Source organism: Streptomyces sp. NPDC025833, from assembly GCF_055558055.1.
This window is the reverse complement of record NZ_JBVHNF010000003.1, coordinates 92765-110274: the sequence shown is the minus strand read 5'-3', so window position 1 is coordinate 110274 and position 17510 is coordinate 92765. Positions and strand designations below refer to the sequence as shown.

The following is a 17510-nucleotide window of genomic DNA, read 5'->3' as shown; positions in this document are numbered from 1 at the left end:
CCGCGCCGCGCCGGTGCCGCGGCCGAAACTCGGTGGGCGACGCCCGTGCCGGTCCGTACGCTCGCGGTGATGCCCACGACACGTGCGACCTCCCAGGACCGCTCCGCCGTCCGTACCCTGCTGCGCCTGTGGCCGTTCGTCCGCCCGGTGCGGGCGAGGATGTGCGCGGCCGCCCTCGTCGCGGTCGCCGCCTCCTGCACCGGTCTGGTGATCCCGCTCGTCCTGAAGTGGATGGTGGACGGGCCGGTCGCCCACCGGGACCCCTCCGGGGTGTGGCTCGGCGCGCTGTACCTGCTCGCCCTCGGGATCGCCGAGGCGGTGCTGTTCGGCATCCGGCGCTGGCTGGTGGCCCGGCCGCTGTCGCAGGTCGAGGCCGAGATGCGGGCCGCCCTCTACCGGCGGCTGCAACGGCTGCCCGTCGCCTTCCACGACCGCTGGGCGTCCGGCCAGCTGCTGTCCCGCGCCACCACCGACCTGATGCTGCTGCGCCAGTTCCTGGCCTTCCCCCTGACGTTCCTGTTCGTCAACGCCGTCACCATCGCCGTCGGCGTGCTGATCATGCTGTTGCAGGACTGGGTGCTGGGCCTGGTCATCCTGGTGCCCGCGATCCCGCTGATGTGGACCTGCGCGGTCTTCGAGCGGCGCTACTCCCAGGTCGCGCGCCGGGCGCAGGACCAGGTCGGCGACCTGACGACGGTGGTCGAGGAGAGCGTGCTCGGCATCCGCGTGATCAAGGGGTTCGGCAGGCACCGCAGCCAGGCGCGGGCGTTCCGGGAGCTGTCGGCCACCCTGCGCGGCACCGAACTGCACAAGGCGCGGCTGCTGGCCGTCATCTGGGGCGTCATCGTGACCCTGCCCGAGGTCGCCATCGGGGCGGCGCTGGTGCTGGGCGCCGTCCGGGTCGCCGACGGCGGGCTGTCGGCCGGCACCCTGGTCGCCTTCCTGAGCACGGCCCTCGCGCTGCGCTGGCCGGTGGACTCGATCGGGTTCCTGCTGGCCATGAGTCAGGAGGCGGCGACCGCGACGCAACGGTACTTCGAGGTGATGGACGAGGCGCCGGAACCGCGGACGGGTGCGGCCGCCGCGGCGGCGGACGGGGGACGGCCGGATCCGGGCGTCCGCACCGGACTCCGCTTCGAGGGCGTCCGGTTCCGCTACCCCGACGCGCCCCCCGACTCCCCGCCCGTGCTCGCCCACGTCGACCTGCACATCCGTCCCGGCGAGTCCATGGCGCTGGTGGGAGCCACCGGCAGCGGGAAGACCACGCTCACCGCGCTCGTGCCGCGCCTGCACGAGGCCACCGGCGGCCGGATCACCCTGGACGGCGTCGACATCACGACCCTGCCGCGCGAGGAGCTGCGCGCCAAGGTCGCCGTCGCCTTCGAGGAACCCACGCTGTTCTCCGCCAGCGTCGGCGAGAACGTCCTGATGGGCGCCGGGGACGACGCCCCGGCGGCCGACCTCGACCGCGCGCTCGCCGTGGCCCAGGCCGACTTCGCGCACAGCCTCCCCGAGGGCACCGCCACCCGGGTCGGCGAGCAGGGGCTCAGCCTGTCCGGCGGCCAGCGGCAGCGGCTCGCGCTGGCCCGCGCGGTGGTCGGGCGGCCGGAGTTCCTGGTGCTGGACGACCCGCTGTCCGCACTCGACGTGCACACCGAGGCCGCGGTGGAGGCCGCGCTGCGGCAGGTGCTCGCCGACACCACCGCGCTGATCGTGGCCCACCGGCCGTCCACGGTGCTGCTCGCCGACCGGGTCGCCCTGCTCTCGGGCGGCCGGATCGCGGCCGTCGGCACCCACCAGGAACTGCTGCGCACCAGCGCCGAGTACGCGCACCTGATGTCCGGGGACGACGAGGAGGACCACCGTTGAGCGCGCCGACCGCCGCCACCTCCACCGCCGAGGACGACGAGCGCTCCCGGCCGGGCGCCGACGGCGGCGGGGACGACTTCGACCGCGACCTGCTGCCCACCGAGCCGGGGGCGACGGCCGCCCTGCTGCGTTCCCTGCTCGCGCCCCTGAAGGCGTGGACCGCCGTGACCGCCCTGCTGCTGCTGTTGCAGCAGGCGGCGGTCCAGGTGGGCCCGCTGCTGGTGGCGTACGCCATCGACACCGCCGTACCCGCGTTGCGCGACCACCGGACCGGTCCGCTGGTCGCGGTGGCCGTCGGCTACCTGCTGTGCGCGCTGCTGTCCGGCGCGCTGCAGTTCGCGTTCATCAGGACCTCCGCCCGGGTCAGCCAGGACGTGCTGCTGGACCTGCGGGGCCGGATCTTCCGGCACGCGCAGGCGCTGAGCGTCGACTTCCACGAGCGGTACACCTCGGGCCGGCTGATCTCCCGTTCCACCACCGACGTGGAGTCGCTGCGCGAGCTCCTGGAGGAGGGCCTCCAGGAGCTGGTGACCGTCGTGCTGTCCTTCGTCTACATCTCGGCGCTGCTGCTGTGGCTGGATCTCGGTCTGGGCGCGGTCGCGGTGGCCTCCTTCGCGCCGCTGTACCTGCTCGTGCGCGTCTACCGGCGGCGGGCGGGCCGGGTGTACCGGGCCCGGTCCACGGCGATCGCCGCGGTGATCGTGAAGTTCGTCGAGACGATGAACGGCATCCGCCCGGTGCGCGCCTTCCGGCGGGAGGACGCCAACGACGCCGCGTTCGCCGTCCTCAACCGGCGCCACGCGCACACCAACGGCGACGCCCTGCTGGAGATGGCCCGCTACGTGGTGGGCTCCCGGCTGGTGGCGAACACGGCGGTCGCCGGGATCGTGCTGTGGGGCGCCCACCGGGTGGCGTCCGGCTCGCTGGAGCTGGGCGTGCTGGCGGCTGCGGTGCTGTACCTGCGCCGGCTCTACGACCCGATCGACCGGCTGGGGATGTTCCTGAACTCCTACCAGTCGGCCGCGGCCTCGCTGGAGAAGATCGCCGGGCTGCTGGCGCAGACGCCGACCGTGCCGGAGCCGGCGGCCTCGCGGGAACTGCCGCCGGCGAAGGGCGGTCTCCCGGGCCGGGAGGTCGTCTTCGAGGGGGTCCGGTTCGCCTACCGCACCGGCGGCGAGGTGCTGCCCCGCTTCGACCTGGCGCTGCCGGCCGGGCAGACGGTCGCCGTGGTCGGTTCCACGGGGGCCGGCAAGTCCACGCTCGCCAAGCTCCTCGCCCGGTTCTACGACCCCACGGAGGGCCGCGTCCTGCTGGACGGGGTGGATCTGCGCGAGCTGTCCGTGGCGGAGCTGCGGCGCGGGGTGGTGATGGTGACGCAGGAGGCGTTCCTGTTCTCCGGCACCGTCGCGGACAACATCGCCATCGGCCGGCCGGACGCCGGCCGCGCGGAGATCGAGCGGGCCGCGAAGGCGATCGGCGCGCACGAGTTCATCAGCGCCCTGCCCGACGGCTACGACACCGACGTCCGCAAGCGCGGCGGGCGCATCTCGGCCGGGCAGCGCCAACTGGTCTCCTTCGCCCGCGCGCTGCTCGCCGACCCCGCGGTGCTGATCCTGGACGAGGCGACCAGCGCGCTGGACGTGCCGGGCGAGCGGGCGGTGCAGCGGGCGATGTCGACGGTGCTGCGGGGCCGTACGGCGGTGGTGATCGCGCACCGGCTGTCCACGGTGGAGATCGCGGACCGGGTCCTGGTGATGGAGCGGGGCCGGATCGTGGAGGACGGCCGCCCCGACGAACTGATCGCCGGCACGGGCCGGTTCGCGTCCCTGCACCAGGCGTGGCGGGACAGTCTCGCCTAGGAATGCCGGGGCGGCCCGGCCTGCCGGGCCGCCTGCGTGGCGCGGCGGGTGTCCGGTTCGCATACCGGACCGGAACATCCGGTCAACGGGACCTTTCCGGCCAACTTCATGACGCGGTCCTGACAGGCGGGGAGATCCCCTGTCACTCTTCCCGGACCGACTCACAGCGACCCCACGGCTCCCGTGCCGCCGCGTGAGCCGGCCCGGCACCCGTACGCGTACAGCACTGCACCGCACCTGGTTCCGCATGACGCCCCGTTCTGCCCGGACGCCCCGGACGGCTGTCCGGTCCCCCCGGCCGCGCGCGCCGCGGTCCCGCAGAAGGAGTCCAGTGTTGAGAAGCAGCTCCCCCCGCGGACACGCCGCCACGCCACGATCCGGCGAACCGGGCGTCGGCATGCGGACATTGCGGGGACGGAATCAGGCCACGCACGACACCGCGACGGTCGACGACCGGAAGCCGACGTTCCCGTGAACCGCCCGGCGCGGACCCGGGACAACGGCGTTACGCGAGGCCACGGCACCCGCGGACGGCACCCGTTCACACCCCCGAAATGTTCATCGCCCTGTCGAGTTTCAGCCAACATCACTTCAGGGTCCTGACATGTACGCGCCGCTGATGTCACTCTCTCTCCACCCGCCGCAGCACAGCATCCTCACCACCCCACACAGCCGGCCAGTGACCCCACTCGGGCCGGACTCCCCACCTGAAGGAGAGCTTGCGTGAGCCCCCTCCACACGCGCCACAAGCGCGCCACCCTGGCCATCGCCACCGCTGTCGCCGCCGGAGCCCTCCTGGCCACCGGCGTGACCACCACCGCCAGCGCGCAGACCCCGGCGGGCACCTCCGCCCGGACCCTGGCGGCCGCCCCCACCACGCTGTCCGCCGCCGCCCGCACCACCCTGATCCAGCAGGCGCAGACGGGTGCGGCCGAGACCGCGCGGCACATAGGCCTCGGCACCCAGGAGAAGCTGGTCGCCAAGGACGTCGTCAAGGACGTCGACGGCACCCTCCACACCCGCTACGAGCGCACCTACGCGGGCCTCCCGGTGCTCGGCGGCGACCTGATCGTCCACACCGCCAAGTCCGGCGCGACCGAGGGCGTCACCAGAGCGAACAACTCCGCCATCAAGGTGGCCTCGCTCAGCCCGCGGGTCACCGCGGCCAAGGCCGAGCAGCAGGCGGTGTCCGCCGCCAAGTCCCTCGGCTCCGCCAAGACCGCCGCGGACGGCGCCCGCAAGGTGATCTGGGCCGGCAGCGGCAAGCCCGTCCTCGCCTACGAGACGGTCGTCGGCGGCTTCCAGGAGGACGGCACGCCGAACCAGCTGCACGTCATCACCGACGCCGTCACCGGGAAGAAGCTCTTCGAGTACCAGGGCGTCGAGAACGTCACCGGCACCGGCAAGACGCTGTACTCGGGCACCGTCAGCCTCAACACCAACCTGTCGGGCTCGACGTACCAGCTCTACGACACCTCGCGCGGCGGCCACAAGACGTACAACCTGGCGCGCGGGACCTCCGGCACCGGCACCCTGTTCACCGACGCCGACAACGTCTGGGGCACGGGCGCGGCCTCCAGCTCCTCCGCGGACCAGACGGCCGCCGCGGACGCCGCCTACGGCGCGCAGGAGACCTGGGACTTCTACAAGAGCGCCTTCAACCGCAGCGGCATCAAGAACAACGGTGTCGGCGCCTACTCCCGCGTCCACTACGGCAGCTCCTACGTGAACGCGTTCTGGGACGACAGCTGCTTCTGCATGACCTACGGCGACGGCTCGGGCAACACGCACCCGCTGACGGCGCTCGACGTGGCCGGCCACGAGATGAGCCACGGTGTCACCTCCAACACCGCGGGCCTCAACTACAGCGGCGAGTCCGGCGGCCTGAACGAGGCCACCTCGGACATCTTCGGCACGGGCGTGGAGTTCTTCGCCGGCAACGCCTCCGACGTCGGTGACTACCTCATCGGCGAGAAGATCAACATCAACGGCAACGGCACCCCGCTGCGCTACATGGACAAGCCCAGCAAGGACGGCGCCTCGGCGGACAACTGGTCCTCCACCGTCGGCAACAAGGACGTGCACTACTCGTCCGGCGTCGCCAACCACTTCTTCTACCTGCTGTCCGAGGGCAGCGGAACGAAGACGATCAACGGCGTGACCTACAACTCGCCGACGTACAACGGCTCCACCGTCACCGGCATCGGCCGGGACAAGGCGCTGCAGATCTGGTACAAGGCGCTCACGACGTACATGACGTCGACGACCAACTACAAGGCCGCCCGCACGGCGACCCTGAACGCGGCGTCCGCGCTGTACGGCTCCACCAGCGCCGAGTACAAGGCCGTCGGCGCCGCCTGGTCCGCGGTCAACGTCGCCTAACGGCACCCGCTCCGGCGACGGGCGGCACCCGGGAGGTCCTCCTCCCGGGTGCCGCCCTACCCTTGTGTCCCATGTCCTCGGCGCCCTTCACCTACGAGCCGGTCGGCACGACCCGTGACGACCTGACCTCGTGCCCGCCCGGCTTCCACCCCATGTTCGTCCGCACCCGCCTCGGCGAGGGGCGCCAGGTGTTCCAGCGGGCCGCCGAGGCGGTCCTGACCTGGGAGATGCACCGCGCGCTGGGTGTCGGCATCGACGCCACGGCCGACCGCGCGGCCCCCGGCGTCGACGTCACGGTCACCCTGGCCGGCGTCGTCAAGGCCCCCTGCCGCATCGTCTGGACGGCCGAGGAGCCCCGCCGCGCCGGCTGGGCCTACGGCACCCTCGAAGGCCACCCCGAGTGCGGCGAGGAGGCCTTCGTGGTCGACCGCACCGGTGACGGCACGGTCTGGCTCACCGTCGCCGCGTTCAGCCGGGCGGCCAAGTGGTACGCCCGCGCGGGCGGCCCGGCGACCCGCGGCCTCCAGCACGCCTACGCCCGCCGCTGCGGCACCGTCCTGCGCAGGCTCTGCACCGGCCTGTCCGAGGACTGACCCGCCCGCACCCGGCCGGACCGCGGGCGTGGGGGGGGGGGGGGGGGGGGGCGGGGCGCCCCCGCCCCCCCCCCCCGCGGCCCCCCCCCCCCCCCCCCCCCCCGGCCCCCCCGGGGGGGGGGGGCCCCCGGGGGCGGGGGGCCCCCCCACGCCGGGCGTCACCTGAGCACCATCCCCGCCCCCTCCACCACCTCCTGCGAGGGGAGCGCCAGCAGGCCCGGTTCGGCGCCGGAGGCGAGGAGGCGGTGGGTGGGCAGGACGCGGACCGTGTAGCCGTAGGGGCCCGTGCGGTCCAGGGCGAGCGGCCCCTCGTACAGCACGCGGCCCTCCAGGTCGGGGGCCCCGGCCGGCTTCAGCGGCACGACGTTGGCATCGGTGATGCGGTCCTCCGCGTCCACCCGGCCGGACACCGCCTGCACCTCCACGTCGTCCGGGCCCAGCTCGCCCAGGGCCACCCGCACCCGCAGCCCCACCGTGGCGCCCAGCTCCGCCGTGGCCGTCGGCGCGGTCGTCTCCACGTGGTCGACGCGCACCCCCGGCCAGGCGGCCCGCACCCGGGCCTTCCACCCGGCCAGCTCCCGCGCGGTGTCCGGGGTCAGCGCCCGGTGCGCCTGCGCGGCCGGGGCGTAGAGCCGCTCGACGTACTCGCGGACCATGCGGCCGGCCAGCACCTTCGGGCCGAGCAGGGAGAGGGTCTGGCGGACCATCTCGATCCAGCGGTCGGGCAGCTCGTCCCGCCCGCGCTCGTAGAAGCGCGGGGCGATCCGCTGTTCGAGGAGGTCGTACAGGGCCGCGGCCTCGATGTCGTCCCGGCGGTCGGGGTCGGTGCCGGCGCCGTCGGCGGTCGGGATGGCCCAGCCGAAATCCGGCTTGAACCATTCGTCCCACCAGCCGTCCAGCACCGACAGGTTGAGGCAGCCGTTGAGGGCCGCCTTCATCCCGCTCGTGCCGCACGCCTCCAGCGGGCGCAGCGGGTTGTTCAGCCAGACGTCGCAGCCCGGGTACAGCTTCTGCGCCATCGCCATGCCGTAGTCGGGCAGGAAGACCAGCCGGTGCCGTACCCGCGGGTCGTCGGCGAACCGCACCAGCTCCTGCACCAGCCGCTTGCCGCCGTCGTCCGCCGGGTGCGCCTTGCCCGCGACCACGATCTGCACCGGCCGCTCCGGGTGCAGCAACAGCTCGGTCAGCCGCTCGCGGTCCCGCAGCATCAGGGTCAGCCGCTTGTACGACGGCACCCGGCGCGCGAACCCGATCGTCAGCACGTCCGGGTCCAGGACCCCGTCGATCCAGCCCAGCTCGGCGTCGCCCGCGCCGCGCTGCCGCCAGGACGCGCGCAGCCGCTCGCGCACCTCCAGCACCAGTTGCTCGCGCAGGGTGCGGCGCAGCTCCCAGACCTCCTGGTCCGGGATGCCCGCGACCGCGTCCCAGCGCTCGGAGCCGCCGACGGACAGCGCGTCCTCGGCCCGCTGGGCGCCGATCTGCCGGGCCCCGAGCCGCAGCACCTCCGGCGCCACCCAGGTCGGTGCGTGCACCCCGTTGGTCACCGAGGTGATCGGCACCTCCTCGGCGTCGAACCCCGGCCAGAGTCCCGCGAACATGCCCCGGCTGACCTGCCCGTGCAGCAGGGACACCCCGTTGGCCCGCTGGGCCAGCCGCAGTCCCATCACGGCCATGTTGAAGAGGTTCTCCTCGCCGCCCGGGTAGGTCTCCTCGCCCAGCGCCAGGACGCGCCCCACGTCGATGCCGGGGAGTTCGGCGTCCGGGCCGAAGTGCCGGCCGACCAGCTCCCGGTCGAAGCGGTCGATGCCGGCCGGGACCGGGGTGTGCGTGGTGAACACCGTGCCGCCCCGCACGGCCTCCAGCGCCGAGTCGAAGTCCAGCCCGCCGGCGCACAGTTCGGCGATCCGCTCGAGCCCGAGGAAGCCGGCGTGCCCCTCGTTGGTGTGGAAGACCTCCGGCACCGGGTGCCCGGTGAGCCGGCAGTACGCCCGTACGGCGCGCACACCTCCTATGCCGAGCAGCATCTCCTGGAGCAGCCGGTGCTCGCCGCCGCCGCCGTAGAGCCGGTCGGTCACGCCGCGTTCGCCGGGGGCGTTCTCCTCCACGTCCGAGTCGAGCAGCAGCAGCGGCACCCGGCCCACCCGCGCCAGCCAGATCCGGGCGCGCAGCGCCCTGCCGCCCGGCAGCGCGAGCGCAATCCGGGCCGGGGTGCCGTCCGGCTCCTCGAGCTGGGTGAGCGGCAGTTCGTTGGGGTCGAGGACCGGGTAGTGCTCCTGCTGCCAGCCGTCCCGCGAGAGGGTCTGGCGGAAGTAGCCGTGCCGGTACAGCAGGCCCACCCCGATCAGCGGCACCCCCAGGTCGCTGGCCGCCTTCAGGTGGTCGCCGGCGAGGATGCCGAGGCCGCCGGAGTACTGCGGGAGCGCGGCCGTGATGCCGAACTCCGGGGAGAAATAGGCCACGGCGGCGGGCAGGCCGTCCGACTGCGCCTGGTACCAGCGGTCGCCGGTCAGGTAGTCGTCGAGGTCGTCCGCGACCGCGGTGAGCCGGCGCAGGAACCGCCGGTCCCCGGCCAGCTCGGCCAGCCGGTCCGGCCGGACGCTGCCCAGCAGCCGCACCGGGTCGCCGCCGGCCGCGGCCCATGCCCCGGCGTCGACGGTCTGGAACAGATCACGTGTTTCCGCGTGCCAGGACCAGCGCAGATTGCGCGCCAGGTCGCTCAGCGGCCGGAGGGGGTCGGGGAGAACGGGACGGACGGTGAACCGACGGATCGCCTTCACATTCCTACCTCGGGACGCGTTGCGGGGAGACGCACACGCTGTACGCCTCGTCGTCGTCTTCGACGGTAGTGGTTACCGCGCGGTCGGTGGGGACGTACCGGCCGGGGGTGTCGAGGGGGCGTCAACACCCGGACACCGGGCACCTGGAAGGAGGGACCGGTCTTGTGCGTAGCCATACGCGTGAGTAGTTAACAAGGTGCCGGGTTGCCCACCCGAACCGGGTGGGCAGGCTCCTTCGGTGCGACCCCACAGGCGCACCACTGCACGACAGCAGGACCCACCTCCCCATATCCATCCGCCCACACCGAAGTTGATGCGGACAGGAGCGGTCATGCCCGCCACGCACCACTCGTCAGCACCTCCGACCAGCAGCAAGGCCGGGGCCGCACGGCAGACGCCGGGCGGGAAGGGCCCGGCACCGGCCGGCGCCGGGGGACGGTCGTCCCCGGACGCGGCCACGAGCCTGGGCCGCATCCCGGTCCTCGACGTACGCCCCGTGGTCCAGCACGGCCGCAGGCCCGCCAAGGCGGTGACCGGGGAGTCGTTCGAGGTGTCGGCCACCGTGTTCCGGGAGGGCCACGACGCCGTCGCGGCGAACGTGGTGCTGCGGGACCCGGCGGGGCGGCCCGGCCCCTGGACGCCGATGCGGGAACTGGCCCCGGGCACCGACCGCTGGGGCGCCACCGTCACCGCGGGCGAGCCCGGCCGCTGGACCTACACCGTGGAGGGCTGGTCGGACCCGCTCACCACCTGGTGGCACCACGCCGGGATCAAGATCCCGGCCGGCATCGACAGCGAACTGGTCCTCACCGAGGGCGCACTGCTGTACGAACGGGCCGCCGCCGGGGTGCCGGAGGAGCACCGCGGGACCGTCCTCGACGCGGCGGCCGCGCTGCGGGACGAGGCCCGGCCGCCCGCCTGGCGCCTCGCCGCGGCGCTGTCGCCGGAGGTGCGGGGGGTGCTCGCCCGGTATCCGCTGCGGGAGCTGGTGACCGCCTCGGACCCGATGCCGCTGCTGGTGGAACGCGAACGCGCCCTGTACGGCTCCTGGTACGAGTTCTTCCCCCGCTCCGAGGGCACCGCCGAGCAGCCCCACGGCACCTTCCGCACCGCGGCCCGCCGGCTGGAGGCCATCGCGGCGATGGGCTTCGACGTCGTCTACCTGCCCCCCGTCCACCCCATCGGCACCACCTTCCGCAAGGGCCGCAACAACACCCTCACCGCCGGCCCCGACGACGTCGGCGTGCCCTGGGCCATCGGCTCCCCCGAGGGCGGCCACGACGCCGTGCACCCCGCGCTGGGCACCCTGGAGGACTTCGACTTCTTCGTCGCCGAGGCCCGCGCCCACGGCCTGGAGGTCGCCCTCGACTTCGCGCTCCAGTGCTCCCCGGACCACCCGTGGGTCCACAAGCACCCCGAGTGGTTCCACCACCGCCCCGACGGCTCCATCGCCCACGCGGAGAACCCGCCGAAGAAGTACCAGGACATCTACCCCATCGCCTTCGACCAGGACATGGACGGCCTGGTCACCGAGACGGTCCGGGTGCTGCGGCACTGGACGGACCACGGGGTGCGGATCTTCCGGGTGGACAACCCGCACACCAAACCGGTCGTCTTCTGGGAACGGGTGATCGGCGAGGTCAACCGCGAGGACCCCGACGTGATCTTCCTCGCGGAGGCGTTCACCCGGCCCGCGATGATGCACACGCTCGCCCAGATCGGCTTCCAGCAGTCGTACACGTACTTCACCTGGCGCAACGACAAACAGGAGCTGACCGAGTACCTCACCGAGCTGTCCGGCGAGGCGGCGGCCTGGATGCGGCCCAACCTCTTCCCCAGCACCCCCGACATCCTGCACGCCTACCTCCAGCACGGCGGCCGCCCCGCCTTCGAGGTCCGCGCCGTCCTCGCCGCCACCCTCTCCCCCTCCTGGGGCGTCTACAGCGGCTACGAACTCTGCGAGAACACCCCCCTGCGGGAGGGCAGCGAGGAGTACCTGGACTCGGAGAAGTACCAGCTCAGGCCCCGCGACTGGGAGGCCGCCGCACGCGAGGGCCGCACCATCGCCCCCCTGATCACCCGGCTCAACGAGGTACGCAGGACACACCCCGCGCTGCGGCAGTTGCGCGACCTGCACTTCCACCACGCCGACCAGGACGCGGTGATCGCCTACTCGAAGCGGAGCGGACCGGACACGGTCCTCGTGGTCGCCAACCTCGACCCGCAGCACACCCAGGAGGCCACGGTCTCGTTGGACATGCCGCAACTCGGCCTGGACTGGCACGAGTCCGTGCCGGTGCGCGACGAGCTCACCGGCGAGACCTACTCCTGGGGCAGGGCCAACTATGTGCGCCTCGAACCGGGCCGCCGGCCCGCGCACGTCTTCACCGTCCTGCGACCGTCCAACCCGCAGACCGGAGGGTCACCCACATGATCGTCAACGAGCCCGTTCAGGACACTTTCGAGGACACCCCCGCCAAGGACCGGGACCCGGAGTGGTTCAAACGCGCCGTCTTCTACGAGGTCCTGGTCCGCTCCTTCCAGGACAGCAACGGCGACGGCGTCGGCGACCTGAAGGGCCTGACCGCGAAGCTGGACTACCTCCAGTGGCTCGGGGTGGACGTCCTGTGGCTGCCGCCGTTCTTCAAGTCCCCGCTGCGGGACGGCGGTTACGACGTCTCCGACTACACCGCCGTGCTCCCGGAGTTCGGCGACCTGGCCGACTTCGTGGAGTTCGTGGACGCCGCCCACCAGCGCGGCATGCGCGTGATCATCGACTTCGTCATGAACCACACCAGCGACCAGCACCCGTGGTTCCAGGAGTCCAGGCGGGACCCGGACGGCCCCTACGGGGACTACTACGTCTGGGCCGACGACGACAAGCAGTACCAGGACGCGCGGATCATCTTCGTCGACACCGAGGTCTCCAACTGGACGTACGACCCGGTGCGCAAGCAGTACTACTGGCACCGCTTCTTCTCGCACCAGCCGGACCTGAACTACGAGAACCCGGCCGTGCAGGAGGAGATGATCTCCGCGCTCAAGTTCTGGCTGGACCTCGGCATCGACGGGTTCCGGCTGGACGCGGTGCCCTACCTGTACCAGCGGGAGGGCACCAACTGCGAGAACCTGCCGGAGACCCACGACTTCCTCAAGCGGGTCCGCAAGGAGATCGACGAGCAGTACCCGGACACCGTGCTGCTCGCCGAGGCGAACCAGTGGCCCGAGGACGTCGTCGACTACTTCGGCGACTACGGCGCGGGCGGCGACGAGTGCCACATGGCGTTCCACTTCCCCGTCATGCCGCGCATCTTCATGGCCGTGCGCCGCGAGTCGCGGTACCCCGTCTCGGAGATCCTGGCCAAGACGCCGGCCATCCCCACCCACTGCCAGTGGGGGATCTTCCTGCGCAACCACGACGAGCTGACCCTGGAGATGGTCACCGACGAGGAACGCGACTACATGTGGGCGGAGTACGCCAAGGACCCCCGCATGCGCGCCAACATCGGCATCCGCCGGCGCCTGGCCCCCCTGCTCGACAACGACCGCAACCAGATCGAGCTGTTCACCGCGCTGCTGCTGTCCCTGCCCGGCTCGCCGATCCTCTACTACGGCGACGAGATCGGCATGGGCGACAACATCTGGCTCGGCGACCGCGACGCGGTGCGCACCCCCATGCAGTGGACACCCGACCGCAACGCGGGCTTCTCCTCCTGCGACCCCGGACGCCTCTTCCTGCCCACGATCATGGACCCCGTCCACGGCTACCAGGTCACCAACGTGGAAGCCTCCATGTCGTCCCCGTCCAGCCTGCTGCACTGGACCCGCCGCATGATCGAGATCCGCAAGCAGAACCCCGCCTTCGGACTCGGCACCTACACCGAACTGCCGTCCTCCAACCCGGCGGTGCTGGCGTTCCTGCGCGAGTACGAGGACGACCTCGTGCTCTGCGTGCACAACTTCTCCCGCTTCGCGCAACCCACGGAGCTGGATCTCAGCCGGTTCGAGGGGCGGCACCCCGTCGAGCTGTTCGGCGGGGTCCGGTTCCCGGCGATCGGCGAACTGCCGTACCTGCTCACCCTCGCGGGCCACGGCTTCTACTGGTTCCGGCTGCGCCAGGACGCCGTGTAGTCCCGGCCGTCGGCCGACCGGGCGGGGCGGAGCCGCGTTTCCACCGCCCCGCCCGGGGCACGCGCTAGTAACACCCCGACGACCTTCCGGGGAAAGGACGTGTCGCCCCATGGCGCAAACGGTCACCCCTTCCGGCACCACCGGCCCCCTGCTCGACTCGCTCGACCCCCTGCTGCGCGCGTGGCTGCCCCGGCAGCGCTGGTTCGCCGGCAAGGGGCGCCCGGTCACCGGTTTCACCCCGGTGGCCGTCACCGAACTGCTGCCGACCGACGGCCGGCTGGGCCTGTACCACCTGCTGCTGCGCGTCCACCAGCCGGCCGCGCAGGGCGGCCCGCCCGGCCCGGGCGACTGCTACCAGCTCCTCATAGGCGTGCGCGAGGCGCTGCCGCCCCGGTTGGCGCCCGCGCTGATCGGCCACGTCACCGAGGGCCCGCTCGCGGGGTCCACGGTGTACGACGCCCTGTACAACCCCCGCCCGGCCGAGGTGCTCCTGGAGGCCCTGCGCACCGGGGCCCGGGTCGGCGTGCTGCGCTTCGAGCGGGACGCCGGGCAGGAGATCCGGCCGGGTCTGGCGGCCCGGCTGATGACCGCCGAGCAGTCCAACTCGTCGGTGGTCTACGGAGATACGTTCATCCTCAAGTTGTTGCGCCGGGTCGTGCCGGGCGTCAACCCCGACCTGGAGATCCCCCTCGCACTGGCCCGCGAGGGCTGCCCCCGGGTGCCCGCGCCGACCGGCTGGCTGCGCGCCGAGCCGGGCGGGGAGCCGTACGTGCTCGCCGTGCTCCAGCCCTTCCTCAACGGCGCGAGCGACGGCTGGGAGCTGGCCCTGAGCGAGCTGGCCAAGGGCGGGGACTTCGCCGCGGAGGCCCGCGCCCTGGGCCGGGCCACCGCCGAGGTGCACACCGCCCTCGCCCGGGCCCTGCCGACGGTGACCCTCGGCCACGCCCAGCTCGGGCTGCTGGTCGACGGCATGACCGAGCGGCTGGCGGCGGCCGTGCGGGCGGTGCCCGCGCTGCGGCCGTACGAGGGCGGACTGCGCTCGGCGTACACGGCGCTGGCCGCGCTGGCCACCGAGGGCCGCACCTGGACCGCCCAGCGCGTCCACGGCGACCTGCACCTCGGGCAGTGCCTGCGCGCCCCGTCCGGCGACTGGTCGCTGATCGACTTCGAGGGCGAGCCGGCCCGCCCGCTGGCCGAGCGGCGCATGCCCCAGCCGCCGGTGCGGGACGTCGCGGGCATGCTCCGCTCCTTCGACTACGCGGCCCACGCGGCGGATCCGCCCGCCCCCGACTGGGCGCACGCCTGCCGGGCCGCCTACTGCTCCGGTTACGCGGAGGCATCCGGCGGCGACCCGCGCACCGACCCGGTGCTGCTGCGGGCCTACGAGACCGACAAGGCGGTCTACGAGGTCGTCTACGAGGCCCGGCACCGCCCCGACTGGCTCCCCGTACCGATGTCGGCGATCCGCCGCCTCGCCGCGTCCGACCCGACCTGACCCGCATCTCGCCCGGGAGACCCGCTCGTGACGTCCAAGAAGCCAGCCACCAGGAAGAAGTCAGGCAAGTCCGGCAAGACCGAGGCCGCCAGGACGGCCGGGCGGACGCCCGGCGGCGCCGAGGCCGAGAGGAGGGCGGAGGAGGCACGGCAGCCGCGGGCCGGGCAGGTGCCGCCGCAGCCGGCGCCGCCCGTGCTGGAGACCGCCGCCTCCCCCGCCCTCGACGCCGCCGACCGCGAGCGGCTGCTGCACGGCACCCACCACGCCCCGCACTCCGTCCTCGGCGCGCACCCGGTGCCCGGCGGGGTCGCCTTCCGGGTCTTCCGCCCGCACGCCCAGGCGGTCACGGTGGTCTCCGGCGAGGTGCGGGCGGTGCTGCACGCCGACGGCGACGGGTTCTTCTCCGGACTGCTCCCGCTCACCGACGTCCCCGCCTACCGGCTGCTCGTGACCTACGACGGCACGGTCCACGAGGCCGAGGACCCCTACCGCTTCCTGCCCACCCTGGGCGAGCTGGACCTGCACCTGATCGGCGAGGGCCGGCACGAGCAGCTCTGGCAGGCGCTCGGCGCGCACGTCACCACCCACCAGGGCGTGACCGGCACCCGGTTCGCGGTGTGGGCGCCGAACGCGCGGGGCGTGCGGGTCACGGGCGGCTTCACCTTCTGGGACGGCACCGGCTTCCCGATGCGCTCGCTCGGCGGCACCGGGGTCTGGGAGCTGTTCGTGCCGGGGATCGGCGAGGGCGAGCTGTACAAGTTCGAGATCACCCGCCCGGACGGCTCGCGGACCCTGCGCGCCGACCCGATGGCCCGCCGTACCGAGGTACCGCCGGCCACCTCCTCGGTCGTGCACGTCTCCCGGCACGAGTGGGGCGACGCGCAGTGGCTGGCCGACCGGGGCCGCACCCCGGTCCACGAGGCCCCCTTCTCGGTGTACGAGGTGCACCTGCCGTCCTGGCGGCCGGGCCTGTCCTACCGCCAGCTCGCCGAGCAGCTCCCCGCCTACGTCACCGAGATGGGCTTCACGCACGTCGAGCTGATGCCGGTCGCCGAGCACCCCTTCGGCGGCTCGTGGGGCTACCAGGTCACCGGGTTCTACGCCCCGACCGCCCGTCTCGGCACCCCCGACGACTTCAAGTACCTGGTGGACCGGCTGCACCAGGCCGGTATCGGGGTGCTGATGGACTGGGTGCCGGCGCACTTCCCGCGCGACGAGTGGGCGCTGGCCGCCTTCGACGGGCGCCCGCTGTACGAGCACCCGGACCCGCTGCGGGCCGCCCATCCCGACTGGGGCACGCTGGAGTTCGACTTCGGGCGGCGCGAGGTGCGCAACTTCCTGGTGGCGAACGCCGTGTACTGGTGCGAGGAGTTCCACATCGACGGGCTGCGGGTGGACGCGGTCGCCTCGATGCTCTACCTGGACTACTCGCGCGAGCCGGGCCAGTGGACGCCGAACGAGCACGGCGGCCGGGAGAACCTGGACGCGGTCGCCTTCCTCCAGGAGATGAACGCCACGGTGTACCGGCGCTGCCCGGGCGTGGTGACCATCGCCGAGGAGTCCACCGCCTGGGACGGCGTCACCCGCCCCACCCACCAGCGGGGCCCGAGCGGCTTCGGCGGCCTCGGCTTCGGCCTGAAGTGGAACATGGGCTGGATGCACGACTCGCTCCAGTACATGAGCCACGACCCCGTGCACCGCCGGCACCACCACGGCGGGCTGACGTTCTCGATGGTGTACGCCTACAGCGAGAACTACGTCCTGCCCATCTCCCACGACGAGGTGGTCCACGGCAAGGGGTCCCTGGTGTCGAAGATGCCCGGCGACTGGTGGCAGCAGCGCGCGAACCACCGCGCCTACCTGGCCTATATGTGGGCCCACCCGGGCAAACAACTGCTGTTCATGGGACAGGAGTTCGCCCAGGGCGCCGAGTGGTCCGAGGTGCACGGCCCCGACTGGTGGCTGCTCGATCCGGCGTACGGCGCCGAGGCGGACCACCGGGGCGTGCGGGACCTGGTCCGGGACCTGAACGCGCAGTACCGGGCGGCCCCGGCTCTGTGGCAGCGGGACACCGATCCGGCGGGCTTCGAGTGGATCGCCGGGGACGCGGCGGACGACAACGTCCTCGCCTTCCTGCGGCTCGACGCCGACGGCACCCCGCTGCTCGCGGTCTCCCACCTGGCGCCGGTGGTCCGCACCGACTACCGGATCGGGGTGCCGGAGTCCGTGCCGGCCTGGGCGGAGGTGCTGAACACGGACGCGGCCCGCTACGGCGGCGGCGACCTCGTCCACCCCGAGCCGGTCAAGCCGGAGCCGCAGGGCGCGCACGGCCGCCCGGCAAGCATCCGGCTGACCCTCCCGCCCCTGGCGACGGTGTGGCTGCGACCGGCTTGAGCGGGGCGGG

9 protein-coding genes are annotated in these 17510 nt (G+C 73.1%); 8 read left to right on the top strand and 1 reads right to left on the bottom strand.

All coding sequences use genetic code 11. From position 1 onward, the window contains the following. Positions 1-69 precede the first annotated feature (69 nt). From ACZ4K2_RS05580 to ACZ4K2_RS05565, 4 genes are all read left to right on the top strand, one after another. Positions 70-1869: an ABC transporter ATP-binding protein gene (locus ACZ4K2_RS05580; protein ID WP_467474082.1), complete on the top strand. Its 1800-nt coding sequence runs from the start codon at positions 70-72 to the stop codon at positions 1867-1869. Beyond that, positions 1866-3728 carry an ABC transporter ATP-binding protein gene (locus ACZ4K2_RS05575; protein ID WP_467474079.1) on the top strand — a complete coding sequence of 621 codons (1863 nt, stop codon included), beginning with the start codon at positions 1866-1868 and terminating at the stop codon, positions 3726-3728. Before ACZ4K2_RS05580 ends, ACZ4K2_RS05575 begins: the two co-directional genes overlap by 4 nt. A gap of 723 nt (positions 3729-4451) precedes the next feature. Continuing rightward, positions 4452-6110 (top strand): M4 family metallopeptidase, encoded by a 1659-nt coding sequence (locus tag ACZ4K2_RS05570; protein WP_467474076.1) that lies wholly within the window; start codon positions 4452-4454, stop codon positions 6108-6110. 71 nt (positions 6111-6181) lie between these two features. Further along, positions 6182-6703 (top strand): DUF1990 domain-containing protein, encoded by a 522-nt coding sequence (locus ACZ4K2_RS05565; RefSeq protein WP_467474075.1) that lies wholly within the window; start codon positions 6182-6184, stop codon positions 6701-6703. 158 nt (positions 6704-6861) lie between these two features. Here ACZ4K2_RS05565 and ACZ4K2_RS05560 read toward each other — a convergent pair whose 3' ends face one another. Then, positions 6862-9480, bottom strand: a complete 2619-nt coding sequence (locus tag ACZ4K2_RS05560) for a glycosyltransferase family 1 protein (RefSeq protein WP_467474074.1) — start codon at positions 9478-9480, stop codon at positions 6862-6864. Positions 9481-9811: 331 nt separating this feature from the next. Between ACZ4K2_RS05560 and ACZ4K2_RS05555 the strand changes: the two genes are divergently transcribed. From ACZ4K2_RS05555 to glgB, 4 genes are all read left to right on the top strand, one after another. Then, on the top strand, positions 9812-11914 hold the full coding sequence (locus ACZ4K2_RS05555) for an alpha-1,4-glucan--maltose-1-phosphate maltosyltransferase (RefSeq protein WP_467769946.1): 2103 nt from the start codon (positions 9812-9814) through the stop codon (positions 11912-11914). Further along, on the top strand, positions 11911-13611 hold the full coding sequence (gene treS / locus ACZ4K2_RS05550) for a maltose alpha-D-glucosyltransferase (RefSeq protein ID WP_467769945.1): 1701 nt from the start codon (positions 11911-11913) through the stop codon (positions 13609-13611). Before ACZ4K2_RS05555 ends, treS begins: the two co-directional genes overlap by 4 nt. 109 nt (positions 13612-13720) lie before the next feature. Then, positions 13721-15106, top strand: coding sequence for a maltokinase N-terminal cap-like domain-containing protein (locus tag ACZ4K2_RS05545; protein ID WP_467479555.1), 1386 nt, complete (start codon positions 13721-13723; stop codon positions 15104-15106). A 27-nt stretch (positions 15107-15133) separates the two neighbouring features. Continuing rightward, positions 15134-17500, top strand: coding sequence for a 1,4-alpha-glucan branching enzyme (gene glgB, locus ACZ4K2_RS05540; protein WP_467479553.1), 2367 nt, complete (start codon positions 15134-15136; stop codon positions 17498-17500). Positions 17501-17510 lie beyond the last annotated feature (10 nt).

Excerpts from the sequence above, each read along its gene's own strand:
- ACZ4K2_RS05545 (WP_467479555.1), top strand. The coding sequence starts at position 13,721 with ATGGCGCAAACGGTCACCCCTTCCGGCACCACCGGCCCCCTGCTCGAC.
- ACZ4K2_RS05555 (WP_467769946.1), top strand. The coding sequence starts at position 9,812 with ATGCCCGCCACGCACCACTCGTCAGCACCTCCGACCAGCAGCAAGGCC.
- ACZ4K2_RS05580 (WP_467474082.1), top strand. The coding sequence starts at position 70 with ATGCCCACGACACGTGCGACCTCCCAGGACCGCTCCGCCGTCCGTACC.
- ACZ4K2_RS05565 (WP_467474075.1), top strand. The coding sequence starts at position 6,182 with ATGTCCTCGGCGCCCTTCACCTACGAGCCGGTCGGCACGACCCGTGAC.
- treS (WP_467769945.1), top strand. The coding sequence starts at position 11,911 with ATGATCGTCAACGAGCCCGTTCAGGACACTTTCGAGGACACCCCCGCC.